The organism is Pseudonocardia sp. DSM 110487, assembly GCF_019468565.1.
In the GTDB taxonomy this organism is placed as follows: Bacteria; Actinomycetota; Actinomycetes; order Mycobacteriales; family Pseudonocardiaceae; genus Pseudonocardia.
In genome coordinates this window covers 9,857,301-9,882,572 of record NZ_CP080521.1, presented here as the reverse complement: position 1 = coordinate 9,882,572, position 25,272 = coordinate 9,857,301, and the positions used below count along the sequence as shown (strand labels likewise).

The following is a 25,272-nucleotide window of genomic DNA, read 5'->3' as shown; positions in this document are numbered from 1 at the left end:
AGCAGAGGAGAGCCCCGTGGGCAAGGTGGTCATGTACGCCTCGGTGTCGGTGGACGGTTTCGTCGCGGATGAGAATGATCAGCCCGGACCGCTGTTCGATTGGTTGACCAGCGGTGACGTCCCGTTGGACGAGAGCGGCGTAGTGAAGGTGTCGCAGACGTCCTACGACTACACCCGCACCTACTGGGACCAGATCGGGGCGACAATCGCCGGGCGCCACGTCTTCGACATGACGGACGGCTGGGACGGGAAGCCGCCGGGCGGGGTCGACCACGTGGTCGTCGTGACGCACCGGCCGGAGCCCGAGGGCTGGGACCCCGAGGCGCCGTTTCACTTCGTCGACGGCGTCGAGGCAGCCGTGGCCAAGGCGCAGGAGCTTGCGGGTGACCGCCTGGTCGAGGTCGCCGCCGGCGACGTCGGCGGCCAGGTGCTTGCCGCGGGCCTGGTCGACGAGGTGCGCATGGACGTCGTACCCGTCGTGTTCGGGTCCGGCAAGCGCTACTTCGGGTCAGTCCACGCGCAGCATCTGTTGGAGGATCCTGACGTGGTGATTCAGGGCAACCGGGTGCTTCACATGCGCTATCGGGTGCGCCGTTGACCGATTTGAGCGGGTACGCGAAGAAGTCCACTGCGAACGGTGACACAAGATCGGGCCTCCGGCTACGTTTGCGCATCGCTGTCCCTGGTCGGGCAGCCGACGCAGATCCGCCCCAGCACCTCACCTGCGGCAAGTTCAACTCAAGATCACTGGTTGCCGGTCTCCGGCGTATTTTGGCCGACTCCCCGCACAGCACCGACGTCGCCCGGTCCGGACGCACGATCCGCCGTCGACCACACCGCACACATGGTTGCCGCGCTCAGACATGACAGACCCTTCCCAAACGCCCGCGTCCAAACCCAGCCCGCGGCGAAGGCGATCGACAACCAGCTCCGGGATTTCCTCGTCCCGTGGAAACCGGCCCATCCGCTGGAAGCACTTCAGCGCCAGCACCCAGCCCAGCAATGATTCGTCTGAGTTCGTGACCTCGCCGGCCCAGGTGATCTCCGAGCAGTCCCTGTAGCACCTCCGCGTGGCTAGCCGGGTAGCGGCTTCCTAATGTTTCTGCCGCAGGTCTCATCCTGCGGTTATCGCCCAATTTGCGGCGAGATCAACGTTGCATATGCCGCATGCGCATCGAGCCGTGCTCGCTGTGATCACCCGCGAACGCCTCGGCATGCAGAACGAACTCGCCCCGCGTCGTGTCGCGCTGACGGATCTTCAGCTCGAGCGAGGGTCAGGGGCAACCGGTCGCGCACAGATCGCCTCCCGGAGCCCGCGCCGACATCGGCGATCTTGCGCTGACCTAGCTGCGCGCGGCCCGTCATGTGACCGATGACATGGTCTATGACAGCAGACCATGGGTTCGTGTGGCGCTCGTCGAGGTCGAGGCGCCCAACGGCGAGCGGTGGGACCACCACGTCGTCCACTTCTGGCGGATCGCCGTCGCGATGATCGTCGACGAGGACGCCGACACGGTGCTCATGCTGCGCCGCTACCGCTTCCCCACCGACCTGTGGGGGTACGAGCTGCTCGGCGGGCTGGTCGAGGACGGCGAAGAGCCGGCCGCCACCGCGGCGAGGGAGGCGTCGAGAGTCGGGCTGGTCTCCGGTTGGCTCGCCGGAGGAGCTCATCGGGTTCGAGCCGCTTCCTGGCAACGTGACCGCCCCCATGTCGGTCTACTTGTGGCATCAGGCGGAGCGCGTCGGCGAGCCGACCGACACGGAGGAAGTGGGCCGCGTCGAGTGGGTGCCGCTCGCTCGTGTCCCGGAGCTGGCGCGGTGCGGCGAGCTGCTCGGAAGCGGCGCGCTGGTCCCGTTGCCCTACTACCTGGCGACCCGTGACCCGCAGCCGACATCGATCACACCGGTCGCCCCTCGGTCGTTCGTCCAGCAGGGCGCTCCACTGAGGCCCCCGCCGACGCTCCCGGAGGGGATGAATCGGCGCCGCGAGGGAGGTTGGTACGCATCATTAGTTGGGATTTATGTTAGGTCGCGTGCAGTACTAGTAGCGGTACCGTGACTGGTATAACGTGTCGCTTATGGCCGAGCACGGTGAGATACTGAGACGATTCGAGAAGGCGCAGAATGCGCTTGTACTACAGGCATCAGACCTATCGCTAGAGACTATCGCCGCAATGGTTGATTCGGAGTCAATTGACGTCACTCCTCAGTTTCAGCGCCGTGAACGTTGGGACAGCCTGAAGCAGTCCGCCCTAATTGAGTCCTTCTTGCTGAACATTCCAGTCCCACCTGTCTATTTGTCGGAAGATGAATTTGGCAGCTACTCTGTCATTGACGGGAAGCAGCGAATCACCTCGGTGCAGAAGTTCATGCGGAATGCGCTACCGCTCAAGTCTCTAGAGCGTTTTCCAGAGCTTGAGGGCTTGAGATTTCGCGATATGCCCTCAGCGCTAAAGAATGCCTTGACTGTTCGCCCGTACATCCGAGCAATTACTATCCTAAATCAGTCAGACAAGGCAACTAAGTATGAGGTGTTCCATCGCCTCAACTCCGGAGGCGAGCCACTCAACCCTCAGGAGATCCGCAATGTGATCTACCGAGGGGTAGTCAATGACGCGATTGTCAAAGCCTCGAACGAGCCCTTCTTGCGCACTAAGCTGAAGATTAAGGACGGCCGCTCGTCTGCTTATCAGAAGATGGCTGATGTAGAGTACGTGCTTCGGTTCTTGACTCTTCGTGCAACGGGATTTCGGGCATTCGGTGGTGACTTCCGGTTCGCGATGGACAAGTTTATGGAGGACACTGCTGAGGCAACAATTGATCAGACTGAGGAATTCGAGAGCGCATTCCGCTTCGCATTGCATTCCTGTGAGAGGATCTGGGGGGATGCAGCCTTTAAGCGGCCGGAGAAGTCCTCCTGGCGTGACCAAACCCTTGCAGGGATGTACGACGCCCAGATGCTTGCAGTGGATCAGCTAAGTAAGTCAGTTATCGATAAAGCGGTTGTATCGAGAGATCTTGTAGTCGCGAGAACGAGGGCACTCTTCGACGACGCGGAGTTCGAAGACTCGGTTCGAGTTGCGACGAACACGCCAGCAAAGCTGATATACCGGGTTAACTCGGTAAGGGATCTGTTGGAGACGATCTAGCAGATGAGCCCGACCTCGGCTACGCAGTCTGACTTTCTTGAACGAATCGATACGATTCAGGAGGCGGCGACTCAGTCACTACTCATCGATGCTCAGCTTTCGGATAGGGACCATAATCGCCGTGCTCGGCTAATTCGGAACGGTCTGATGGTGGTCGCATTTACCGCTCTCGAGGACTATCTACGTGCTCGGATCGGAGAACTACTGTCTCATGTAAGCAGGACAGTGGTTAGGTTCTCCGACTTGCCGACTGGCCTGCAGAGAGCGTCGATATTCGACGCACTTCGGTCCGGGTCAGACCAAGCGAGAATGGCCGACAAGGCAGGGGAAGATGGGTTCACGTTGGCGCAGACCGTAGCTGCTGCAGTCGCTAGTACGCTCAGTGGTTCGTTTAGCTTAAGCCAGTACAGCCTCGGTCATGGCTCGCCCAATCTCTCGAGTGAAGATATCGAGAAGGCGCTGGCGGCATTTCACGTTGGATCCGCCTGGAGTGAGATCACGACAGTCGCCGCGATATGCGGTGCCGGCTCTATTGCGCTCCGGGCCGAGTATGACAACGCACAACGTCTGCGTAATGCGGCCGCCCATCGCCTAACGACCAACATTCAGCCTATCGATCTTGTCGAGTTTGGCAATCGCGCAAAAACCATCGCAATGGCGTTCGACCTTCTTGCGAGCCACAATGCCCGCCTTTTGAATCTGGGCAACCCTGCAGTACTGTCCGGAAAGATCAAGCCGACTAGCACGATGAAGATCATCTTTTTAGACGACACTTCCCGCGGCTTTTCTCAGAAGACGACTGGCTTACGACGAGCCAGTCTGGTTGTGAAGGACTATCAGACTGCGCGAACTGCTGCCGCGCAAAAGATGGCGACCACGGGAAATCCCGTCGTCCAGCGAAATCGAAAGAAGACTCCCGAATCATGGATGACGATCTGTTAGGGTCCCCTGCTTGGCTGCTAGTGCCCCGACTCAACTGGCTCGCAAATTCAGAGCCGTTGTTGACGCAAATGAAGCCACGACCGTTTTTAATTAGCCGCTTACGGTCCGTACTGGGGCGGTAGGCCACGCGACCAGTGGACTGCTCAACGCGCCGTACAGTAGCTGTCCTGGTAAGCCCTTTCGCTCGAAAGCAGCGCCGGGCGATCCGGCTGGCCGCGATGCCCACCTCGGGTGTGACTTGTCGGATGGCCAGCTCGCGGTGCAGGCCGCGGTAGCCCCGGAACCGGCCGACGCTGCCCTCCTCGGTGACATCCGCATCCGGGCAGCCGCCGGCCTGAGGACGACGAGACGTGGGAACAGACGCTTCGCCGAGAGGTTCGCGACGAGGCGTGCGCAACCGTCGTCCGAGCCCGCCTCTTGGGCTTCTCCCGCGGTGAGTACATCGCGGGACGACAGCCGGGTTGTGTGCTGGTTCGTTCGCTCTGGCGGGCCGACGTCACGCTCGATCCGTGGATGCCACGGCACGAGATCCCGTTTCGCCGGCTAGTGGCCGCGACCGACGTCCCGCGTGAGCTCGACATCGCGAGACATCCCTTCGCACCGATCGTTCGTCGCGCGATACGTGAGGCCCGGATCTGACTGCCGAGCTGGCGACCGCGCGGGCCTACCAGACGCGATTCCGCAGCGGCCCGCATGGCCTTCAGTCGGCGTCGACGCGGTACTCCTCTGCGGCGCGCTCCGTGATCGCCCGCAGCGTGCGCACCGTCGTCTCGACGTCCTCGGCGGGGAACTGGCCCAGCAGCCGGGCCGACCGGCCGGCGATGTCGCCGCGCAGGCTCCTGTGCAGGGCTTCGCCCTCCGCGGACAGCTCGACTTCGTCGTCGCCATGGAGCAGGCCGTCGGCCTCCAGTCGGGCGAGCAGTTCGCGGACGGAATCGGGGGTCAGGGTTCGCGCGCCCTCGAGCTCGACGGTCAGGGTCGCGCGGTCCAACCGTGGTCCGCGCACGGCGATCAGGTTCAGGGCGTACCACGTGCCCGGCGAGACGTCCCGCTCGGCGAGGAGCCGGTGAAGCGTGGCCGACAGTGTGCGCTCGGCATAGGCCACAGTGATGCCGAAGGGGGCCGATGGTGCGGTCATCTCGGTTCAACTCCTAGGATCGACAGGACCCTGACCATACGCTATTAGACAGGTACCTGTCTACATGACGGACGCGAACTTCCCGAGCGACCCGCTGATCGGGCTGCTCCTGCGGCTGCTCTACCAGCACTACTCGCAGGACATCGACACCGCGCTGCGCGACGCCGGTTTCGGTGACATCCGCCCCGCGCACGCCAACGTCTTCCCGTTCGTGCCGCCCGAGGGCATCACCGTCTCCGGGCTCGCCGAGCTCGCCAGGATGCGCAAACAGTCGATGGCCGAGGCCGTCGAGCAGCTGGAACGCATGGGTTACGTCGAGCGGCGGCCCAACCCGCAGGACCGCCGCTCCCGCCTGGTGTTCCTGACCGAGCGCGGCGAGGCCGTCAGGCCGGTCACACACACCACAGCGGCACGAGTTGAGAAACGCTGGGCCGACCTGACCAGTCCTGATGAGCTCGAGGAACTGCGCGCGAGGCTGCTACGCCTCCTGACGGAGCTGCGGACCGGGTCGTAGCACGGTGAACTCCCGCACCGCATCCGTCGCTCGCTCCGTCGGCAGCCGTTCCATCGACGTCGCCCGTAGAACCCGTCGGCGGTGCGCGGATCGACGCACGGTCAGTCGGCGATGGGCAGGGCGTGCACCGCACGGGCGTGAGCCTCGTCGGGCGTCAGCCTGCTACCTGCCTCGAACTGCTCCGTGAAGGCCGTCCGGCCGAGGAGGGTGCGGGCGGCGACCGTGGCGCGGTCCACGTCGGCGCGCTCGGCGGGCGCCAGCGGCAGCTCCGCCGCGGCGCGGGCCGCGGAGGCCGCCCCCAGCACCGTCGCGGCAGCGGCGGCCGACCCGGCGGCGGCGAGCGCGTTGGCGAGTCCTTCGAGGGCTTGCGAGGTGTCCCGGGGAACCCCGATCTTGTGGGCGAGGTGGTAGGCGTCGCTGTGCATGCGCGCAGCGGTGTGCGGGTCGCCGCGCAGCTCGGCGAGGTAGCCGAGTTCGGTGAGCACCATCGGCAGGTGGACCGCGATGTCGTCGCACCGCGGGGTGTTGTCGAGCGCCGTGTCGAGGTGGTGCTGAGCCGTGTCGAGCCGTCCCTGTCGGCGACTCGCGTAGCCGAGCACGATGCGGGCGAACATCTGTCCGTCGTGGAAGCCCTGCTCGGTGGCGAGCGTGAGCGCCCGTTCGCCGTGCGCTCTGGCTCGTTCCTGGTCCCCGGCTTGGGTCGCGATCCAGCCGAGCCATGCCAGCCGCGACGAGACCTCCGGCCAGAGGCCGAGCTCCTCGCACCAGCGCAGCCCTTCCTCGTGCAGCGCGGTGGCCCGTTCGTGGTCGGCGCCCTGCTCGGCCAGGGCGCCGAGCCAGCACGTGGCCTGCAGCTGTCCCCATCGATCGCCGGTCGCGCGGAACAGGTCGGCGGCCATACCGGCCTCGCGCCGCAGCGTGGGATGGTCGCTGCGCACGTGGGCGAGCCTGGCGCGACCCAGGCGCGCGGCGCCTTCCGTCCAGCGATCGCCGCAGGAGCGGCTGGTGGCCAGTGCCCTGTCGAACAGCTCGGTGGCGCCGGGAAGATCGCCTGATGTACCGGTGTCGGCGAGGAACCACGTGGCACGGCCCCGCACGACGGGGTCAGTGATCGCGTCCAAGGTCGTGACGCCCGCCGCGTATGCGGTGGACGAATCGGGCGCACCCAGCATGAGTGCGATACCGGCGCGCCATGCCACTGCGGCGGCGCGTAGTCCCTCGGGTGCCGGGCCGTCCACCGCGAGGGCCCCATCGAGTGCCCGCCGCGCCTCGTTCAGGCGCCCCCGCAACACCCAGTACCAACACAGCGCCGTGACCAGGCGGAGTGCGTGTTCCGGGCCACCTGCCGCGATCGCCGCGCGAAGGTTGGCCGTCTCGGCGTCGAGTACGGCGAGCCGGCGCGGCTGCTCCGGGCCGTGCAGGCCGGCCGCTGCTTCTTCGGCGAGGGCCAGGTAGTGGTCGGCGTGGCGCCGGCGCAGGACGTCGTACTCGCCGGCGTCGTGCAGCTTGCCCAGGCTGTACTCGGCCACCGACTCCAGCAGCCGGAAGCGCCGCCCCACACCGCTGGTCACCTCGACGAGGGAGCGGTCCACGAGGCGGGCGAGCAGGTCCGGCACGTCACACGCCGGCAGATCGTCATCGGTACTGACTGCTGCGACGGCGTCCGCGGTGGCTCCGCCGGCGTGCACGGCGAGGCGGCGCAGCAGGATCTGCTCGGGTGCTGTCAGCAGTTCCCAGCTCCAGTCGATCACGGCCCGCAGGGTTTGCTGGCGCGGCGGGACGCCGCGATGGCCGGTGCCGAGCAGCCGGAACCGGTCGTCCAGGCGGGCCACCACGCCATCCAGCCCGAGTGCGCGCACGCGGGTGGCCGCCAGCTCGAGCGCCAGCGGGATCCCGTCCAACCGCCGGCACAGCATCGCGACCGGTGCCGCGGTGTCCGCATCGAGCCGGAAGCTCGTGGCCGCGGCCGCGGCCCGCGCGACGAACAGCCGGGCCGCGCTGCTGTCCGCGACGAGCGCCGGGTCGTCGGCGCCGGACTCGGGCACGTCCAGCGGCGGGACGCTCCACACCACCTCGCCGGCCAGGGCTAGCGGCTCGCGGCTGGTGGTCAGGATGCGCAGGTCCGGTGCGGTTCGCAGCAGTAGGTCGACGAGGTCGGCCACGTGCTCGATGACCTGTTCGCAGTTGTCCAGCACGAGCAGCAGCTTCCGCGGCCGCAGCACGTCGGCCAGCCGTTCGGGGGGAGACGCCCGCTGCCCCGGATGCGTTGTGACCCGGACGTTCAGCGCTGAGAGGGCGGCCTCGGCCAGCGATCCGAGCACGTCCGGATCGTCGGGACGCCCGGCTGCGGCCAGCTCGACCAGCCACGCCCCGTCCTCGAAGTCGTCGGCGGCGGTCTCGGCCGCGGCCAGCGCCAGCCTGGTCTTGCCGACGCCTCCCGGCCCGGTCAGGGTGACCAGTCGGTCGCCGGCGATCAGTTTGCGCACGTCGATCACGGCGTTGTCCCTGCCGACGAGCTCCGTGCGCGCGGCCGGCAGGTTGCCCTCGCCTCCGCCCGCTGCGGGCGGGGACGGGTCGAGTGCAGGGTCCCGGGTGAGGATCGCTTGGTGCAGTGCGGCCAGTTCCGGGCTCGGGTCGATGCCCAACTCGTCGGCGAGCCGGGTCCGCAGGTCCTGGTAGCTCGCCAGTGCCTCGGCCTGGCGGCCTGCTCGGTACAGGGCGTGCAGCGCGCAACTGCGCAGCCGTTCCCGCAACGGGTGCTCGGCGACCAGCGCGGCGAGCTCACCGGCGAGTTCGGCGTGCTGGCCGAGTTCGAGGCGCAGCTCGGCCAGGTCTTCCTGAGCCACGACGCGCTGGTCGGCGAGGTGGGCGACGAAACCGGCGGCGAACGGGGCATCGGCGAAGTCGGCGAGGGCGGGCCCGCGCCACAGCTCCAGCGCCTCGGTGAGCAGCGTGACGGCCGCCCGCGGCGCGGCTCCCCGTGCCTGCGCCGTGAGCACGGAGAATCGGCGTGCGTCAACTGCGTCCGGGTCGGCGCGCAGCGCGTAGCCGGCCGGCCCTGACACCACGAGCTCGCGCCCACCCGGTTCAGCGTCCTCCAGCGCCCGGCGCAGCTGCGAGATCTTCGCCAACAGCGTTGCCTGCGCGCTGGGCGGAGGCCGCTCGCCCCAGATGTCGTCGATCAGCCGATCGGCCGTGACGGGACGGCCTGCGTGCACCAACAGGTCGGCGAGCAGCGCACGCACCTTGCGGCCGGGGACGACGACGGGAAATCCCGCGTCCGTCCACACAGCCACCGGCCCGAGCACCCCGAAACGCACGCGCCACACATTAGATCCGGTTCGCCCGCTTCCGGGCTAGCCGGCCGACGACCGCAAGGAAACCGCAAGTGCGGCTGTCAGGCTGGGGCCGTGACTGAGCCAGGGGCCCCTGCATGACCAGGGCAATGGGAGCCGCGCTCGGCGGCATGATCATACTTGCCGCCGTCGCAGGCTGTGGAGCGGACGCCGACAACAGTCCGGAGCCGTCGCCGATCGCCGGCGCCCCGCCCGCCGGCCGGTACGCCTCGATCGGCGGCCTCGAGATGTACTACGAGACTCATGGCCCGGAGACCGGCCGGCCACTCGTGCTTCTGCACGGCTCGCTGTCGGGTATCGAGCCCGACTTCGGCGAGCTCATCCCGGTGCTGGCCAAGGACCGGCGGGTGATCGCCGTCGAGCAGCAGGCGCACGGGCACACCGCCGACGTCGACCGGCCGTTGCGGGTGGAGCAGATGGCGGCCGACACCACGGCGCTGCTGCGGCAGCTCGGCGTGCAGCAGGCCGACGTCCTCGGCTTCAGCACCGGAGCGGCCGTCGCGCTCGACATGGGTCTGAAGGAACCGGACCTGGTGCACAAGCTCGTGCTCGTCTCGCCGATGTACGACCCTGCGGGGATGCACCCCGGGCTCATCGAGGGGTTGGCCGGTCTTCAGCCGGAGATGCTGCACGGCACCCCCTTCCACGAGTACTACATGGCTGCGGCGCCCCGGCCGGACGACTTCGGGGTGCTGGTGGAGAAGAACAAGGACCTACAGCTGAACTACCCGAAGCACCCGGCGAGCACCGTCGAGTCGCTGGCTGCGCCGGTTCTCCTCGTGGTCGGTGACTCCGACGTGGTGCGACTCGACCACATCACGGAGTTCTTCCGGTTGCTCGGCGGGGCGGTGAACGGCGACATCGTCGGCCTCCCGAAGTCCCAGCTGACCGTGCTGCCCGGCACGACCCACATCGGGGTGACGCACCGGCCCGAGCTGCACTCGATCGTCCCGGCCTTCCTCGACGCTCCTGCGACGGGGTAGCCGACCCCCGGGTGGAGACGGGCCGGTGGGGATCGGCGGGATGGTCGTAGCGGCGAGCTCGATGGCTGGATGTCGCCCGTGTCTCTCCGGCCGCCGAAGTGGTCCACCCACAAGGGTTGTCTTGTTCTACTTCGGCGACGGGCGGCTTGATTTCGTTACCCATCTCGCGATCGGTCGTTGCTGGGGTACCGGCCCCGACGCCGGAGTCCCCACGCACCGACGCGAGGGCGGCGGATCCGGGGCGGCGGAGGTGCGAGGTGAGCCCCACGTGATCAAGCGAACCGGGATCGCGGTCCTCGTGGCCGGCACGCTGGTCGTCGGAGCGTTGGCGGCAGCCCCGGCGCTGGCCGCAGGCGGGCGCGAGGCCGATACCGCGGGGCCGGACCTGCTCCGCGCGCCGGCGTTCGACGCGCCCCAGCTCCAGAACACCGGCATCTGGCGGGCCGACCCGATCGGGATCTGCATGACCAGCGCCTACCGGGACGGCGAGTACGTCCACCAGGGCTGCGTCTACGACGACGAGGGCGGCGGTACGCAGTGGCGCTGGCCGAACGACACCCTGTTGCGCGGCTACACGTACCCGGAGGACCCGGCGTACCGGCGCAACGCCGCGGACATCGTCGAGGTGCGGATCAAGCCAGAGGCCGACGCCACCGCGTTCCGGATCACGATGAACACGATGACGGATCCCGAGCTGCTCGGCCTGACGCTCGCGCTCGGCGACTCGACTGCGCCGCGGGAGGCCCCGCACGGCGCCAACGCGGTCATGCCCGCCCACCGGTTCGTCACCGTGCACGGCATGGAGGGTGACGTCGTCGACGCGGCGACCGGGTCGGAGCTCGCACCGCCCGCGGTGACGGTCGACGTCGCGCGCAGGCAGGTGGAGGTCCGGGTGCCGCATGCCGCATGGGCTCCCAACGGCACCGAGCGGGTGGTCGCTGCCGCCGGCCTGTGGGACCGGGCGAAGGGCTCGTACCTGGTTCCGCGGCTCTCCGCCGACGAGACGCACCCCGGCGGCGCGATCGCGGGTGACCCCACGCCGTCGGCGTTCTTCGACAGCGCCTTCCGGTTCCACGAGCCCTTCGAGGCCCCCTACCGGAACAACGACCAGAAGCGCGCGATCGCGGACGGCGACCTCTCGCCCTTCTCCGCCGCCGTGGACTTCGCCAAGCTCGCCGACGGCGTCGACGACGAGTCCGGCGTGCCGACCAGCGGTTACGTCACCCGGGTCTTCGCGTCGCGGTTCGAGAAGGCGCAGGGCAGGCGGCTGCCGAGCGACCCGGGCGGGCCGCCGCCCGGCACCGGGACCCAGCAGGGCGGCATCCAGACCGGCACCGGCGAGGGCAGCGAGGGCCGGCCGAGCCTCGCGTTCGGCTGGCCGTGCCGCGACGACTGCGTGCCCGACCTGCCCGGCCGGCTGCAGCGCTACATGGTCTACGTGCCCGAGGCGCCGGCACCCGAGCACGGCTACGCCTCGCTCGTCTGGACCAACGGCTACGCGCTGCGGCCCGGCGACGACGTCGCGGGCGACCGGGACCTCTACCGGCAGTTCGCCGAGCGTCCCGGCAACCCCACGATGGTGATCGACGTCGACGCCCGCGGCCAGGACGAATGGGCCTACGGTGAGTCCGGCGCCGCGGTGTTCGAGGCGATCGCCGACGCCCGCAGGCACTACGACCTCGACGCGGACCGCACCTCGATGGGCGGCTTCTCGTCCGGTGCCTACATGGCGAACAAGCTGTCGCTGTCCTTCCCCGACGTCTTCAACAAGGCGTTCATCTGCGACGGGCTGAACGTCGCGCCGTCGTTCCCCGGCCTGAACGGGGTGGCGGACAAGGTCGGCGACATGATCGGCGTCGACACCCTGACCAAGCACGAGCCGGGGTCGAAGCTCTCGCCCATGCTGCCGAGCAGGCGCAACCAACCGGTGATGGAGTGGGCGGGCGTCAACGACGACTTCATCCCGTACAACATCACCAGGGAGCGCGCCGACGCCTACGCGGAAGGCGAGTACGACTACGAGTTCTACAGCTGGGTCGGGCTCGCCGCCGAGCACCTCGTGATGTGCAAGAACGGCATGTGGCAGAAGGCCACCGACTGGATGGGCGACGAGCCGCGCGCCGTCGACCCGCACCACGTCACGTTCGTGCGCAACCCGCTGATGGACGACCCGGAGTCCTGGCTGGTCGCCGACAAGGCCTACTGGCTCTCCGGCATCGAGACCCGCGGGCCGGAGCTCGGTGCGATCGACGTCGTCTCCCGCGGGCGCGGCCTCGCGGATGCGCCGGCGCCGCGGCCGGATCGGGAGGTCGGGACCACCGACGGCCACTTCTCGCCGATCAACCCCTATCTGCGCGAGTTCCGGCACCTCGACGCGCCGGTCGCGGCCGACACGGCGAACGTGCTGGACGTCAGGTCGGCAGGGGTGGGCGGGGTGACGATCGACCCCGAGCGCGCCGGGGTCGACTGTGCCGCCGAGCTGAACGTCGCCACGGATGGCCCGCTCCGTGTCACCCTCGCAGGCTGCGACCGCACGGAGACGTTCGACGGCACCGACTCCGGCGGCCTGGCGAAGCCTGAGACCTATCGCCCGGCCGACCCGCTGGAGCCGCTCGGCAACCCGCTGCAGGGGGCACCGCTACCGGCCGAGGTGGGTAACGCCCCGCAGCCTCCGCTGCAGGTCCCCCCACTGCGGTTCCCGCCGAACCAGCTCGGCCAGGACCCGAGGCCAGGGAGCTGAGACGACGAACGGCCCTCTCGCCGGAGCGAGAGGGCCGTTCGATCGTGTGGTTACCGGCTTGCCCAGAGGACCTTGCCGTCAGGGGTGCGGACGGTCAGGTTGCCGTCGTTCTGGATGTGGGCCGTCACCTCGGAACCCTGGGTGGCGGTGTGCCAGAGCGGCTTGTTCTTCGCTGACACGACCGTCAGGTTGCCGTCGCGCTGCATCGTTGCCTTCGCGCCGGGGTTCGGGGCCGTTCCGGCGTGCCAGAGCACCTTGCCCGCGTCGTTCAGCAGGACCAGGTTCCCGTCCTCCTGCATCCGGAGCGTGATCTTGCCGTCGAGCGAGCGGCGCTCCTCGCCCGCCTTCAGGGCCTCGCCGGGGCGGAGCTGTGCCTTGCTCGCGGTCTCGTCGCTCAGTGCCCAGAGGACCTTGCCGTCGGGCATGCGGACGGTCAGGTTGCCGTCGTTCTGGACATGCAGGTTCGCTCCGGAGCCCTGGGTGCCGGTGTGCCAGAGCGGCTTGTTCTTCGCCGACACGATCGTCAGGTTCCCGTCACGCTGCATGGTCGCCACGGCGCCGCGGTTGGGGGCCGTTCCGGCGTGCCACTTCACGTCGCCCGCGTCGTTCAGGAGAACCAGATTTCCGTCCTGCAGCATGCGCAGCGTGAACTTGCCGTTGGCGGACTTGAGCTCCTGGTCCGCCTTCAGCTTCTCCCCGGACTTCAGCATCGCGCTCGCTACGGGAGCATCCACCGCCGCGGGGCGAATCGGCTGGTCGGCCGTGGCGCCCGCGTCGGCCAGGAACGAGCCCGTGAGCACGGCGGTTGCCACCATTGCGGCCAGGCCCGCCCGAACTGCGACGCGCCTCATTGTCGTTGACATGTACGTCCCTTGTTCCTCTTCCGATGCGGGTGGATGCGCGATTCCGGCGAGCGCTCGATTCGGCCCGGCCGCCTCGGCGTCAATGTCTGATCCCGGGGGCCGCCAAGGCCGCGCAATCCAAGATCATTGGGCGCTGGGAAGCTATCACCCGAGAGAGTGGAAGATGGGCAGAAATCTTGACAACGAACGTCACGTTCTTGCCAGGGATCAGATTGCATTCGCCCCCGGGAGGTCCAGGGTGCCGAATCGGTGCTCCGCCCAGATCCGCCGCGATGCCTCCTCCGGGTAGGGCCGGACGGTCGGCACGGTGTCGTAGACGCGGGCGGAGCGGGTGGACGGCTCGTAGCGCGGCCAACCCGGGTCGCCCGTCGCCGCGAAGCGGAGCCAGTCGGCCCGCATGACCTCCGACAGGTGGGCGGCCTCGTCGGCGACGGTGGCACCGAACGCCGTGCGGAGCGCGGCGACGTCGATCGTGCCGAAGACGAGCCGGCCGTCCAGGCCGTGCGCGGCGCCGTCCGGGCCGGGACCCCAGCAGAGCTCGTACGTCCAGGCCCTGCCGCCGCCCGTGTTCTGGGCGTCGGCGAGCCGGAGGCTGGGCATCCGCACCAGCCAGTCCGAGCTGACCAGCTCGTGCAGCCGCGTGGGGCCGGCGTCCGGATAGGCGGCGCGGTAGGCGGCGTCGCCGCCCCGAATGAGGGCATCGAGCGTGGCTGTCGCCCGTGCATCGGTGATCTCTTCGTCGCGAGGGGACTCGTCGCGCGTGTGCCCCACGAGCAGGTCGACGCCACGCCCGGCGCCCTCGGCGAGTGCCGTCCATGGCGCCCGCGGCAGGGTGTCGCCGTCGACCACGGGGGAGAACGGCGTGCGCGCCGTCGCCATCGGTCCCCAGGTCCTGGCCCGCCGCGGCAGGGAGTGGACGACTGCCTGGGTCACCCGCACCAACTCGGACACCGGGATGCGGGCGAGAGCAGCCGCGGTGGACTCGACGCCGACGCTCGAGGCGATCGCTGCCGAGACGGCCGCCGCGAGCCGCGTGGTGAAGAAGGTGCCAGGCAGGCTCTGCGCGATCGCCCGGCGGAAGAGGCCTGCAGCCGCCGGCATGGCGAGCAGCGCCGCCACCGAGCCGGCGCCCGCCGACTGGCCGAATACCGTGACATTCCCCGGATCGCCGCCGAATGCCGCGACGTTCTCCCGCACCCAGTGCAGGGCGAGGATCTGGTCGAGAATGCCTCGGTTGTCCGGCGCGCCTGCGAGGTGTGCGAAGCCCTCCACGCCCATTCGGTAGTTCAGGGTGACGACGACGGCGCCCGCTGCGGCGAGCGTCGCGCCGTCCTGGCTCGGGTTGGCCGAGCTGCCGAACAGATAAGCGCCGCCGTGGATCCACACCATCACGGGCAGGCCGGTTGCACCGATATCCGGGGACCAGACGTTGAGCGTCAGCCAGTCGTCGGATGCATCGGGTGGAGACGCCTGTTGCGGGACCGGCGGGCCGAATGCGGACGCGTCGCGCACCTCGTTCCACGGTGGAGCCGGAACCGGAGCTCGGAACCGCAGCCCGTCGACGGGTGGCTGGGCGTAGGGGATTCCGCGGAACGCCGTGACGGCGCCGTGCCGCGTGCCACGGATGGTGCCCGCGACGGTGCGGATCTCGCGATCGAGACTCATCCCGGCATCGTCACCAAAGGGATCGACTCGAGTCGATCGTTTTCGAGGCTCTCCACGTCCCCTTGGCTTTCTCGACGGCGTGGTTGGCACGGGCCGTGCTCGGCACCCAACATGCCGCGGATGCCCGGGTCGTGTCATCACTCGGCTGCTCCGGTCGGCCTCCCCACCTGATCCACGCGCCTCGCACCGTCCTCGCAGATCCAGTCACCTCTGCGAGGACGGTGCCGGCCGCGCTGGGGAGCGGTCGAGGGTCGCCGTTGCGGCTTTACCGAGAGCAGCTGTTCGGCACGTTGTCGCGAATTAGGAATTTCCTGCGCGGCGTGGTGAGAGGCGGCGGATGGGCACAGAGGGGGGCATGTGCCCATCCGCCGCAAGTCGTACCGTTCAGTCGCCTGTCGGGCGAGCTCGCCAGGGCGTTTAATGTTCTGCTAAAGGTAGGAGTGAATCACGTGTGCCGTCGAGCGTCTTGATCGAGATATAAGGTTGCGCCGAACGTTAAATCTTGCTCAAGGATCGCGCGCGGTATGGCGAGTTCGTCGGTAAATGAAGTATCCATGCAGTCCGAAGGGTCCTCCGCGATCGCGAGTACGGACGGGAGCCGAACCCCCGATGCCAGAACGACCTGGAGGCGGGCGACCACGGGGGTCCGCGCGCCTGCGGCGGGCCCACGTGTGGCTGGGAGTGGCGTTCTTCGTCCATTGCACGCTGATCGTCTATGTCGGGTGTTCGGTCGCCGGAGGTTCGATCGGCCCGCCTGCCGCCGCGGTGGCGGCCGCCGTGCTCACCGCGGCGCCGATGGCGGTGCTGCTGTGGCGCGAACGCCGGTCCTCGACGGCGGGGCAGCCGTGGCGCTGGCCGGCGTCGGGGGTGTCGGCCGTTCCGGTTCACGCGGTGGGCGTCGGGATCGCGGCGGGTGACCTGCTCGGCCGGGCCGGCATGTCGATGTGGAGTGCGGTCCCGTCGATCGCCGCTGTGGTGTCGGTCGTCGAGCTCATGCCGGTCGTGCTCGCCGCCCGGGCCCTTCGCCGCCCGCTGTCGGCCGACCTGGGCGAGATCGATGTCGAGATCCAGGTCGAGATCCGTTCTGGGGCGCGCCGGTCGAAGCGGTGGCTCGCCCGGGACGACGTCCGGCTGACCGAAGAGCAGCTGATCATCACCGTCCGGCCGGGACCGAGGTTGGGATACATGCGCACCATCGATCTGACCGATGTCAGCGCCGTCGAGGTGCGTCCGGCGCGGGAGGGGGACGGTTCCTGGTTCTCCGCCGACGACGGGCACGCCGATTCGCCTCCGCCCGGCGACGTCGTGGTGGTCGACCACCGTCGGGGTGTCCAGATCCTTCCGGTGTTCGAGCCGATCGGGTTCGCCGAGATCCTGCGCGTCAGGGTCGAGAGGGCGATGCACATGGGAGCTGATCGATCGTGACGGCGATGGGTGCGAGGGTCGGCGTCGAGGGGATCCCCCGGCCGGACGACGACGCGAAGCGGCGGCTCGACCTCGTGTTCAACGCGCTGGCCGACCCCACGAGGCGGGCGCTCCTCGACCGTCTCCTCGATCGCGACGGTCAGCGGGTGAGCGAGCTCGTCGCCGGCTTCGGCATCTCCCGGCAGGCGATCAGCAAGCACCTGGACGTGCTGGCGACCGCCGACCTCGTCGTCGTTCGGCGGCAACCGGGCGGGACGCGGTTCTTCCTGAACCGCATGCCGATGCGGCAGGCCCAGCGGCTGTGGATCGAGCGGTTCACCCGCGTGCAGCCACGGATCGACTGTTACTGATCACTACCCGCTGTTTTGAACTGGTCATTCCAGAACGTGTTAGGGTGCTCCCCATGCCCCGCCCTCGGACGTTCGACGAGGACCGTGCCGTCGATGCCGCGATGCGCACGTTCTGGGCCAACGGCTACGAGGCCACCACCACCGACGACCTCTGCGCCGCGACCGGCCTCGGCCGCAGCAGCATCTACAACGCGTTCACCAGCAAGCATGAGCTCTTCCGGCGCGCGCTGCTGCACTACGTGGAGACGATGAGCACGAACCAGCTCGGCATCCTCGAGGACGAGGGTCGATCGCCGGTCGAGCGGCTGCGGGACCTGTTCTCGGCGGTGATCGACGGGGAGGTGGCCACGCGGCGAGACGGCCGCAGCATCGGTTGCCTCACCGTCAACACCACGGTCGAGCTCGCCGGCCGGGACGTCGAGGCCGCCGAGATCCTCGACCGGGACACCGAGCGGAGGGCCGCGGCGCTGCGGATCGTCATCGCCGCCGGTCAGCGAGCCGGTGAGATCGCGACCGTGCGTGATCCGGAGTCCGTGGCCCGCTACCTGAACGCGGTGATCGCGGGCATGCGCGTGGCAGGGCAGGGCGGCGCGGATCGGGCCGCCCTGCAGTCGATCGCCGACACGGCGGTGGACGCGCTGACGGGCTGACCTGCGCTGCTCGCGCGGTGTCTCGACGCATGCCCAAGTTATGGACAGATCAGTACAAAATAAGGAGGAACACGTGCCTCGTGCCGTGTACGTGCTGGCCCTCGGCATCTTCGCCATGGTCACGAGCGAGTTCGTGGTCGCGGGGCTCATGCCGCAGATCGCATCGGGTCTCGACGTCTCGATATCCCAGGTCGGGTACCTGATCACCGCGTTCGCCGTGGCGATGGCGGTCGGCGGGCCGGTGCTGACGATGCTGGTCATGCGGCTGCGACCGAACACCGCACTGATGCTGCTGTTCGCGCTCTTCCTCATGGGCAACGTGGCGGCGGCCACCGCATCCGGCTACCCGATGATGCTGCTCGCGCGGCTGGTCAGCGGCGCGGCGGCACAGGCGTTCTTCGGTACCGCCGTGTCGATCTGCGCCGTCCTGGTGGCGCCCGAAGTGCGTGGCAGGGCGATGTCGGTGGTCCTGAACGGTCTCATGCTGGGCACGCTGCTCGGGTTGCCGCTGGCCACCGTCGTCGGTGAGGCGTACGGGTGGCGCGCGGCGTTCTGGGGGATCTCCGCGCTCACGGTGGTCGCGGTTCTGTGCACCGTCGCAGGCGTGCCTGCGCTCGCGCGTATCGCGAGCGGGCCCCTGCGGCAGGAGTTGGGCGTCTTCCGCAGGCCCACGCTGTGGCTGAGGCTGTCCACCAGCCTGCTGGTGATCGGGGCGACGTTCTCCGCGTTCAGCTTCCTCAACCCGATCCTCACCGAGATCGGTGGGTTCCCAACCGGTGCCGTCCCGCTGCTACTGGTGGCGTACGGGGCCGCCACCGTCGTGGGCAACACGGTCGTCGGGCGGCTCGCCGACCGGCACGCGCTCCCCGTGTTGCTCTGCGGGCTCGCGCTGAACCTGGTCTTCCTCACGGGGTTCGCGCTGTTCGCGCACGTCGGCGTGGCGGCCGTGGTGTGCATGCTCGGGATCGGGCTGGTCGGCGTCACGATGAACCCGGCGATGGGTGTTCGGGTGCAGCGCGCCGGAAACGTCGGACCGCTGGTCAACACGATCCACGGCTCGTTCATCACCGGCGGCATCATCGTCAGCTCGGCCATCGGCGGGCTCGTGATCGACGGGTTCGGCCTGCGCGCGCCGCTGTGGCTCGGCGTGGGGCTCGCGGTGCTCGGGATCTTCACGCTCGTGCCCGACCTCGCCCGGCGGGCTGTCCCGCATCGCGCCGTGGCCCCGGCGCGGGCCGTCGGCGGCAATTGATGTTTCCCGATCACGGGGCTAACGTCGCGGACATGACTGCCGGGTCGGCCTCGAGCCGCGAACGGATGGGGTACCCGGCCAGGGCGTGATGCCCCGCCGGGCCCGCGGCCCGCCGCCTTCTCGCGAATTCGCCCGTCCGAGTTCAGCGAGAAAGGATCCTCCTCCCCACATGTCACTTGATCTCCAAGGCCAGGTCGTCGCCGAGTTCCGGGCCAATGCCGGCCGGGTCGGCGGTCCGTTCGAAGGCGCCCGTCTGCTCCTGCTCACGACCACCGGGGCGAGGTCCGGCGTGCCGCACACCGTGCCGCTCACCTACCTGCCCGACGGTGCCCACCAGTTCCTCGTGATCGGATCCGCGGGCGGGTCGCCGCGCCATCCGGCCTGGTTCCACAACCTCGTCGCGAACCCGCAGGTCACGGTCGAGGACGGCGTTTTCGTCAGCGACGCTTCGGCCGTCGTCATGGAAGGCGCCGACCGCGACCGGGCCTTCGCCCGTGCCGTCGAGACCGACCCCGGATGGGCCGAGTACGAGGAGCGGTCCGGGCGTGTCCTGCCCGTGGTGGCGCTGCGGCCGGTGCCCGGTCCGCCACGGTTCGCCGGCGGAACTGCCGTTTCCGGCGGCGCGGCTCTCACGCGGGTCCACGACGCGTTCCGCCGCGAGCTCGCGCTGATCCGCGACGAGGTCACCGCCGGCGGGAGCGTGGGCGCGCAGCTGCGCGTGAACTGCCTGACCCTCTGCGCGGGCCTGCACAACCACCACGCCGGAGAGGACGGCGCGCTCTTCCCGCTGCTCGCCGCACAGCGGCCCGACCTGGGGCTGGTCCTCGAGCGCCTGCGCGTCGAGCACGAGCGGATCGCCGCGCTCGTCGCGCAGCTGCGGGACACCGTCGCGGGCCCCGCCGACCCGGCGGAGCTCCGGCGGGAGGTCGACCGGCTCGCCGACCAGCTCGAACGGCACCTTTCGTACGAGGAGGAGCAGCTGGTTCCTGCGCTGGACGGTCTTAGGGTGATCGCGTGACGGGGGACGTGCTGATTCGGCAGCTCGAGTACCTCGTCGCGCTGGCGCGGGAGCGGCACTTCGGGCGGGCGGCGCAGGCGTGCCACGTCAGTCAGCCCGCCCTGTCGGCGGCGATCCGCAGGCTGGAGCACGAGCTGGACGTGCCGATCGTGCTGCGCGGGCAGCGCTTCGGCGGGTTCACCCCCGAGGGGCAGCGCGTGGTGGGCTGGGCGCACCGGATCCTCGCGGAGCGCGACGGGTTGCGCACCGACCTCGACCGGATGCGGGGCGGGCTGAGCGCGACGCTGCGGATCGGCGCCATTCCCACGGCGGTGCCGGCGACGCCGTTGATCACGGCGCGGTTCGAGGCGGCACATCCGCGGGCGCTGGTGCGGATCGAGGCCCTCTCGTCCCGGGAGATCGCGCGGAGGCTCGCCGACTTCGAGTTGGACGTGGGTGTCACCTACCTCGACGACGAGTCGGCCGCCTCGATGCGGGCGATGCAGCTGTACCGGGAACGTTTCCTGCTGCTGATGCCGGCCGACTCCGCGCTGGCTCGGGAGCGGGTGGTGGAGTGGGCGGCGGCGGCGCGGCTGCCGCTCTGCGCTCTCACGCAGGACATGCGGAACCGGCGGATCCTCGACGCGGCGATGGCGACGGCCGGGGCCCGGCTGGCGCCGGTGATGGAGACCGACAACGTCGGCGCGTTGTACGCGCACATCGCGACCAGGGGGCTGTCGAGCATCGTGTCGCACGCCTGGGTGCACGCCTTCGGGGTGCCCGCGGGCCTCTGCGTGCGCCCACTCGCGGATCCCAACCCGAACCCACCGGTCGGGCTCGTCGCGCTGCCGCGGGAGCCGCCGTCGATCCTCGTGGACGCGGTGTGGACGGCGATGAAGGGTGCCGACCTCTCCGCCGAGTTCGAACGCTCGCTCGCCGGCGCGCTCGAGGCAGGCCGGTAGTAGCCAGCCGGAGCGTGGACCTGACAGGTCCTGGTTGTCCGACCCGGGACGGATCACGCTGGAGCGTATGGATCGGCGTGAGTTCGGGGACTTCCTGCGCAGCAGGCGGGCGTTGCTGCAGCCCTCGGACGTCGGGATGCCGGTGGGGTCGCGGCGGAGGACGCCGGGCCTACGGCGCTTCGAGGTCGCGCAGCTCGCCGGGATGTCACCGGACTACCTCGCCCGGCTCGAGCAGGGTCGGGGTGCGGCACCCTCGGTCGCCCTTGTCGCAGCCCTCGCCCGTGCCCTACGGCTGAGCAACGACGAACGCGACCACCTGTTCCTGCTCGCGGGACAATACGGTCCACCCGCGGTGGGGCCCGACGAACACGTCAGCCGGGTCCTCCTGCGCCTGCTCGACGACCTGGCCACGCTCCCCGCACTGATCGCCTCCGACCTCAACGTGGTGCTGGCACAGAATGCGCTCGCCGACGCGCTGCTCGGCGACCAGACCGGACAGCGCGGCTATGGCCGCAGCTGCACCTACCGCTGGTTCACCGATCCGACGTTCCGCGCGCGCCAGCCGGTCGAGGATCACGAGGGCGAGAGCCGTGCCCAGGTCGAAGACCTCCGCGCAACGGTCGCGGCGCGAGGCGGGGACCGTTTCGCCACGGGATTGGTCCGGGCCCTGCGCGCCGCGAGCCAGGAGTTCACGCGGTTGTGGGCCCGACACGATGTCGCCGTCCGCCGCAGCGATCGCAAGCGGATCATCCATCCGGTGGTCGGGCTGGTCGAACTCGACTTCGACGTACTGGCGACCGCTCATCGGCAGCGGCTGATCGTGTACTCACCCGCTCCGGGCAGCGCGGCCGTGGGGAAGCTCGAACTGATCGCGGCGCTCGGCCGGGAGCGGTTCGACACCGCGCCGTTCGACACCGCCGAGCCGCGCCAGGCCTGACCGCACAGCAGGAGGACCCTGCGGGCCGCGCGGCATCGACCGAAAGTCCACATTAGACAAGGAGCGTCGCGATGCGAATGTCGCCATCAGCCACGCACGTCCGCCTGTCGTCCGCCGTCCTCGGTATCGCGGTGGCGGCCGGCACGGCGTTCGGGGCGGCCGCGTGTGCGTCCGCCGAGCCCGCTGCGCCGATGGAGGCGCCGGCCGGGCTCAGTGAGCTGGCCGATGTCCGGGTGCTGGCGGAGTTCGACAAATCCGCCGGGCAGAACGCGGAGAGCATCGCGCTCGAACCGGGCGGCGGCGTGGTCATCGGCATGATCGGCGCTCGGCAGGTCGTCCGGGTGAGGGGAGACGGCGGTACCGAGGTGCTCGCCACGATGCCGGTGCCCGCCGGCGGGGGCGGGACCACGCCGCTGGTCGGGATTCCGCAGGTGACCGGGGTGGCGCGCGATCAAGGCGGCGCGGTGTTCTTCCTCTACTCGGCAGGGCTGGGTGGGCTGACCGGCATCTGGCGACTGGCGCCCGGGTCGAGCGAGCCGGAGCTGATCGTCTCGATGCCGGCGGACACCATGCCGAACGCACTGATCATCGATCAGCCCAGAAATCGCTTCCTCGTCACCGACTCGACCGGTGGACGGGTGTGGGAGGCCCCACTGTCCGGTGGCGAACCGTCGGTGTGGAACGCGGACCCCACCCTCGCGCCGTCCGGCTTCTTCGGGGCGAACGGGCTGAAGCTGCGGGCAGGAGCGGCGTGGGTGAGCAACTACGACCTCGGCACGATCGTGCGCATCCCGGTGGAGCAGTCGGGTGCGGCGGGCCCGGTCGCCGTGCACGCCACGGGCCTGGCCGGCATCGACGATTTCGACTTCACCGGCCGCGGCGACGAGATCCTCGCGGCGCTCAACGATACGAGCGAGCTGGTCGGCGTCGCGGCGGACGGCACGCATCGGGTCCTGCTCGACGGCGACGACGGCGTCGAGGGCACGACGGCGGTGGTCGTCCGCGATGAGACCGTGTTCATCAGCAACGGCGCGCTCCGAGAGGGCGACCGACCCGCGCTGCGGGTCGCCCGGCTGGTCGGAGGGTGAGCCGGTTCGCTTGGTGTCGAACACTCGTTCGGATCCTTCCACGGGGTTGTCCACAGGCTGTGGAGAGTGGTGGGTGAGGATGGTCGGCATGACGAGCGTTCGCTGGGGAGTGGTGGGTCCGGGCCGGATCGCGGCGAGGGTCGTGCGCGACTTCGTGCACATGCCCGACGCCGAGGTGGTCTCGGTGGCGTCGCGATCGGCCGAGCGGGCACGGGCGTTCGCCGACGCGAACGGGATCGAGCGGGCGCACGACTCCTACCGGGCGATCCTGGACGACGCCGACGTGGACGCGCTCTACATCGCCACCCCGCACCCCCAGCACCGAGCCGTTGCGCTCGCCGCGATCAAGGCGGGCAAGGCCCTGCTCGTCGAGAAGTCCTTCACGGTCACCCCGGTCGCCACGAGGGAGATCGCGACGGCCGCTCGTGACGCCGGGGTGTTCGTGATGGAGGCGATGTGGACCCGCTTCCAGCCCGCGATCGTGCGGCTGCGCGAGCTGCTCGCCGACGGCGCGATCGGGGAGGTCCGCGGCGTGCAGGGCGAGCTCGGGGTGAACGCGCCCACCGACCCGCGGGACCGGTTCTACAACCCGGCGGTCGGCGGGGGCGCCCTGTTCGACCTGACCGTCTACCCGGTCTCGTTCGCGCAGATGGTGCTCGGCACGCCGGACACCGTGGTCGCGCACGGCGCTCTCGCGCCGTCCGGCGTTGATGTCGAGGAGGCCGTGCTGCTCGGCTGGGCCGACGGGCGCACCGCATCGCTGTTCACGTCGCTGCGCTGCGCCACGCCGGGCCAGATGCGGGTGTTCGGCACCGAAGGCTGGATCGACGTCCTGCCCCGGTTCCACCACCCTGACGTGATCGTTCTCCATCGCACCCGCCGCGAACCGGAGGAGATCACGCGACCGCACACCGGCGGCGGGTACGTCCACGAGCTGCGGGAGGTGACCGACGGCGTGCTCGCGGGTCGGACGGAGAGCGCGGTGATGCCGCTCGCCGACACCATCGCCGTGCAGGACGTGCTCGGCGCGGTGGCCGACCAGCTCGGCATGCGGCCCCAGGAAGGCCCGGCCGAGCTGGAGCGGTGAGCCGGGTCAGCCCCGCTCGCGCCAGTTGATCGCCTCGCAGGCGGCGACCACCGGCCACGCGGCCACGGCCCCGGCCACCCAGACGGGGCCGCAGGCCACCAGGGCGAGTCGCCCGTGCGCACGCATGGCGCCCAGGTCGCGCCGGAACGCCGCGGTGATCGCGGGTCCGTCGAACCCGACGAGCACGATCAGCAGGATCGCCCCGACGACGAGGTAGACGAACAGGAACGGCATCGCCATCAGCGGGGGGCCTCCATGCGGGCGGCCGCGGCCAGGATGGCGGCGGCGAGGGCGCGCGCCTCGGCCGGGTCGTCAAGGGTGCGGCCCGGGATCACCAGGATCCCGCCGCCGAGCAGGTGGACACCGCCCGGCCACGTCTGCTTGTAAGGGGCCCGCTCGGCGTACCCGGCGGGCCGGATCGGTTCCGGCAGCTCGACGATCGCGCGCACCGGCTCGTACGGGCGCTCGTCGGTCGGCCTCCGCAGCGGGGTCACCCGGCCTCCCCCGGCAGCTCCACCGAGCAGGGACAGCAGCAGGCCGCGCCCGCGGCGAACCGGGTGAGGGGTGCCGCGCTGGGGGATAGCGCGGCACCCCTCGGCTTTCCCTTGAGGTGCTGGCCGAGACGGATCAGGAGACGGATCGGGTCGGTGTCGAGCACGGCCGGTACGGGCATCGGGACTCCGATCGGGATCGCGGTGCGGAGCGTTGGCCAGTCCGCCGGGGACGCAACGGAATGGTCGATCCGTCGGGCGGCGGGTGGTCATCACGCCGCCCGGCGGACGTCGGTGTGCAGAGCGGACAGGACGCGGCGCACGATCGCGTGCCGGTCGTCTTCGTCCTCACCCGCATCCCAGTCGATCAGGGCGGCGATCCGGGCGACGAAATCCACGTCGCCCGGATCGACCGACCCCGTGGCGGGGAGGCGGACGATGTGGTAGCCCCTCGCGTCCAGCCACGACGCGATGTGCGCGGGAGCCATGGCGGCGGGGGCCTTGTTCGTGCCGTTGGCAAGGAAGTAGTCCGTCATCGCACTACTTATCACTGCCGCGGTGTTCACGATCCATAGAATGACGGCCCGGACGGCTGCCGTCGTCAGGGCTCGCGGCCATCTTCGGTACCGGCTGGCAGGAAACGTGCACCCACAGGAAGCCCCACCTTCCGGCTACCTTCAATG

General features: G+C 69.6%; 24 protein-coding genes and 1 pseudogene. 16 read left to right on the top strand and 9 right to left on the bottom strand.

What is annotated here, in order from left to right:
- Window positions 1-16 precede the first annotated feature (16 nt).
- On the top strand, window positions 17-598 hold the full coding sequence (locus tag K1T35_RS46150) for a dihydrofolate reductase family protein (RefSeq protein WP_220257942.1): 582 nt from the start codon (window positions 17-19) through the stop codon (window positions 596-598).
- Between the two features lie 135 nt (window positions 599-733).
- Here the strand turns inward: K1T35_RS46150 and K1T35_RS50005 are convergent, their stop codons facing one another.
- The gene (locus K1T35_RS50005; RefSeq protein ID WP_220263283.1) at window positions 734-1,042 is read right to left on the bottom strand and encodes a DUF4158 domain-containing protein; all 309 of its coding nucleotides are present in this window, start codon (window positions 1,040-1,042) and stop codon (window positions 734-736) included.
- 335 nt (window positions 1,043-1,377) lie between these two features.
- On the opposite strand from K1T35_RS50005, the pseudogene K1T35_RS46140 reads away from it, so the two are divergent.
- The 3 genes and pseudogenes from K1T35_RS46140 to K1T35_RS46130 all read left to right on the top strand — a co-directional run.
- Window positions 1,378-1,879: pseudogene (locus tag K1T35_RS46140) on the top strand (NUDIX hydrolase); the annotation flags it as partial.
- 199 nt (window positions 1,880-2,078) lie between these two features.
- Complete coding sequence (locus K1T35_RS46135; RefSeq protein WP_220257941.1) at window positions 2,079-3,149, top strand: DUF262 domain-containing protein; 1,071 nt, start codon at window positions 2,079-2,081, stop codon at window positions 3,147-3,149.
- A 309-nt stretch (window positions 3,150-3,458) separates the two neighbouring features.
- A complete protein-coding gene (locus K1T35_RS46130; protein WP_220257940.1) occupies window positions 3,459-4,091 on the top strand; it encodes a hypothetical protein in 633 nt (210 codons plus the stop codon).
- A 700-nt stretch (window positions 4,092-4,791) separates the two neighbouring features.
- Here the strand turns inward: K1T35_RS46130 and K1T35_RS46125 are convergent.
- Complete coding sequence (locus K1T35_RS46125) at window positions 4,792-5,229, bottom strand: hypothetical protein (RefSeq protein ID WP_220257939.1); 438 nt, start codon at window positions 5,227-5,229, stop codon at window positions 4,792-4,794.
- 64 nt (window positions 5,230-5,293) lie between these two features.
- Here K1T35_RS46125 and K1T35_RS46120 point away from each other — a divergent pair, with 64 nt between their 5' ends.
- Window positions 5,294-5,743, top strand: a complete 450-nt coding sequence (locus tag K1T35_RS46120) for a MarR family winged helix-turn-helix transcriptional regulator (RefSeq protein WP_220257938.1) — start codon at window positions 5,294-5,296, stop codon at window positions 5,741-5,743.
- Window positions 5,744-5,844: 101 nt separating this feature from the next.
- Here K1T35_RS46120 and K1T35_RS46115 read toward each other — a convergent pair whose 3' ends face one another.
- Window positions 5,845-9,063, bottom strand: coding sequence for a BTAD domain-containing putative transcriptional regulator (locus K1T35_RS46115; RefSeq protein WP_220257937.1), 3,219 nt, complete (start codon window positions 9,061-9,063; stop codon window positions 5,845-5,847).
- Between the two features lie 113 nt (window positions 9,064-9,176).
- On the opposite strand from K1T35_RS46115, the gene K1T35_RS46110 reads away from it, so the two are divergent.
- Window positions 9,177-10,082, top strand: a complete 906-nt coding sequence (locus K1T35_RS46110) for an alpha/beta fold hydrolase (RefSeq protein ID WP_220257936.1) — start codon at window positions 9,177-9,179, stop codon at window positions 10,080-10,082.
- A gap of 268 nt (window positions 10,083-10,350) precedes the next feature.
- On the top strand, window positions 10,351-12,822 hold the full coding sequence (locus K1T35_RS46105; RefSeq protein WP_220257935.1) for a hypothetical protein: 2,472 nt from the start codon (window positions 10,351-10,353) through the stop codon (window positions 12,820-12,822).
- A 50-nt stretch (window positions 12,823-12,872) separates the two neighbouring features.
- Here K1T35_RS46105 and K1T35_RS46100 read toward each other — a convergent pair whose 3' ends face one another.
- Both K1T35_RS46100 and K1T35_RS46095 read right to left on the bottom strand, forming a co-directional pair.
- Window positions 12,873-13,685, bottom strand: a complete 813-nt coding sequence (locus K1T35_RS46100; protein WP_220257934.1) for a PQQ-binding-like beta-propeller repeat protein — start codon at window positions 13,683-13,685, stop codon at window positions 12,873-12,875.
- Between the two features lie 207 nt (window positions 13,686-13,892).
- Window positions 13,893-15,350, bottom strand: coding sequence for a carboxylesterase/lipase family protein (locus K1T35_RS46095; RefSeq protein ID WP_220257933.1), 1,458 nt, complete (start codon window positions 15,348-15,350; stop codon window positions 13,893-13,895).
- A 609-nt stretch (window positions 15,351-15,959) separates the two neighbouring features.
- Here K1T35_RS46095 and K1T35_RS46090 point away from each other — a divergent pair.
- From K1T35_RS46090 to K1T35_RS46050, 9 genes are all read left to right on the top strand, one after another.
- Complete coding sequence (locus tag K1T35_RS46090) at window positions 15,960-16,775, top strand: hypothetical protein (RefSeq protein WP_220257932.1); 816 nt, start codon at window positions 15,960-15,962, stop codon at window positions 16,773-16,775.
- A 5-nt stretch (window positions 16,776-16,780) separates the two neighbouring features.
- The gene (locus K1T35_RS46085; protein ID WP_220257931.1) at window positions 16,781-17,125 is read left to right on the top strand and encodes a helix-turn-helix transcriptional regulator; all 345 of its coding nucleotides are present in this window, start codon (window positions 16,781-16,783) and stop codon (window positions 17,123-17,125) included.
- Window positions 17,126-17,178: 53 nt separating this feature from the next.
- Entirely contained in the window at window positions 17,179-17,775 is a 597-nt protein-coding gene (locus K1T35_RS46080) for a TetR/AcrR family transcriptional regulator (RefSeq protein WP_220257930.1), read from the top strand.
- A 73-nt stretch (window positions 17,776-17,848) separates the two neighbouring features.
- Window positions 17,849-19,027: an MFS transporter gene (locus K1T35_RS46075; protein ID WP_220257929.1), complete on the top strand. Its 1,179-nt coding sequence runs from the start codon at window positions 17,849-17,851 to the stop codon at window positions 19,025-19,027.
- Between the two features lie 169 nt (window positions 19,028-19,196).
- Window positions 19,197-20,045: a nitroreductase/quinone reductase family protein gene (locus K1T35_RS46070; protein WP_220257928.1), complete on the top strand. Its 849-nt coding sequence runs from the start codon at window positions 19,197-19,199 to the stop codon at window positions 20,043-20,045.
- The gene (locus K1T35_RS46065; RefSeq protein ID WP_220257927.1) at window positions 20,042-20,986 is read left to right on the top strand and encodes a LysR family transcriptional regulator; all 945 of its coding nucleotides are present in this window, start codon (window positions 20,042-20,044) and stop codon (window positions 20,984-20,986) included. Before K1T35_RS46070 ends, K1T35_RS46065 begins: the two co-directional genes overlap by 4 nt.
- Window positions 20,987-21,053: 67 nt before the next feature.
- Window positions 21,054-21,923 carry a helix-turn-helix transcriptional regulator gene (locus K1T35_RS46060; protein ID WP_220257926.1) on the top strand — a complete coding sequence of 290 codons (870 nt, stop codon included), beginning with the start codon at window positions 21,054-21,056 and terminating at the stop codon, window positions 21,921-21,923.
- A 71-nt stretch (window positions 21,924-21,994) separates the two neighbouring features.
- Window positions 21,995-23,011 (top strand): hypothetical protein, encoded by a 1,017-nt coding sequence (locus tag K1T35_RS46055; RefSeq protein ID WP_220257925.1) that lies wholly within the window; start codon window positions 21,995-21,997, stop codon window positions 23,009-23,011.
- 88 nt (window positions 23,012-23,099) lie between these two features.
- Window positions 23,100-24,098, top strand: a complete 999-nt coding sequence (locus K1T35_RS46050; RefSeq protein WP_220257924.1) for a Gfo/Idh/MocA family protein — start codon at window positions 23,100-23,102, stop codon at window positions 24,096-24,098.
- Between the two features lie 6 nt (window positions 24,099-24,104).
- Here the strand turns inward: K1T35_RS46050 and K1T35_RS46045 are convergent, their stop codons facing one another.
- The 4 genes from K1T35_RS46045 to K1T35_RS46030 all read right to left on the bottom strand — a co-directional run bounded on the left by K1T35_RS46045 (window position 24,105) and on the right by K1T35_RS46030 (window position 25,155).
- Window positions 24,105-24,338 (bottom strand): hypothetical protein, encoded by a 234-nt coding sequence (locus tag K1T35_RS46045; RefSeq protein ID WP_220257923.1) that lies wholly within the window; start codon window positions 24,336-24,338, stop codon window positions 24,105-24,107.
- Window positions 24,338-24,592 carry a hypothetical protein gene (locus K1T35_RS46040; RefSeq protein WP_220257922.1) on the bottom strand — a complete coding sequence of 85 codons (255 nt, stop codon included), beginning with the start codon at window positions 24,590-24,592 and terminating at the stop codon, window positions 24,338-24,340. Before K1T35_RS46040 ends, K1T35_RS46045 begins: the two co-directional genes overlap by 1 nt.
- Window positions 24,589-24,771, bottom strand: coding sequence for a hypothetical protein (locus K1T35_RS46035; RefSeq protein WP_220257921.1), 183 nt, complete (start codon window positions 24,769-24,771; stop codon window positions 24,589-24,591). Before K1T35_RS46035 ends, K1T35_RS46040 begins: the two co-directional genes overlap by 4 nt.
- 90 nt (window positions 24,772-24,861) lie before the next feature.
- Window positions 24,862-25,155, bottom strand: a complete 294-nt coding sequence (locus K1T35_RS46030; RefSeq protein ID WP_220257920.1) for a hypothetical protein — start codon at window positions 25,153-25,155, stop codon at window positions 24,862-24,864.
- Between the last annotated feature and the right edge of the window lie 117 nt (window positions 25,156-25,272).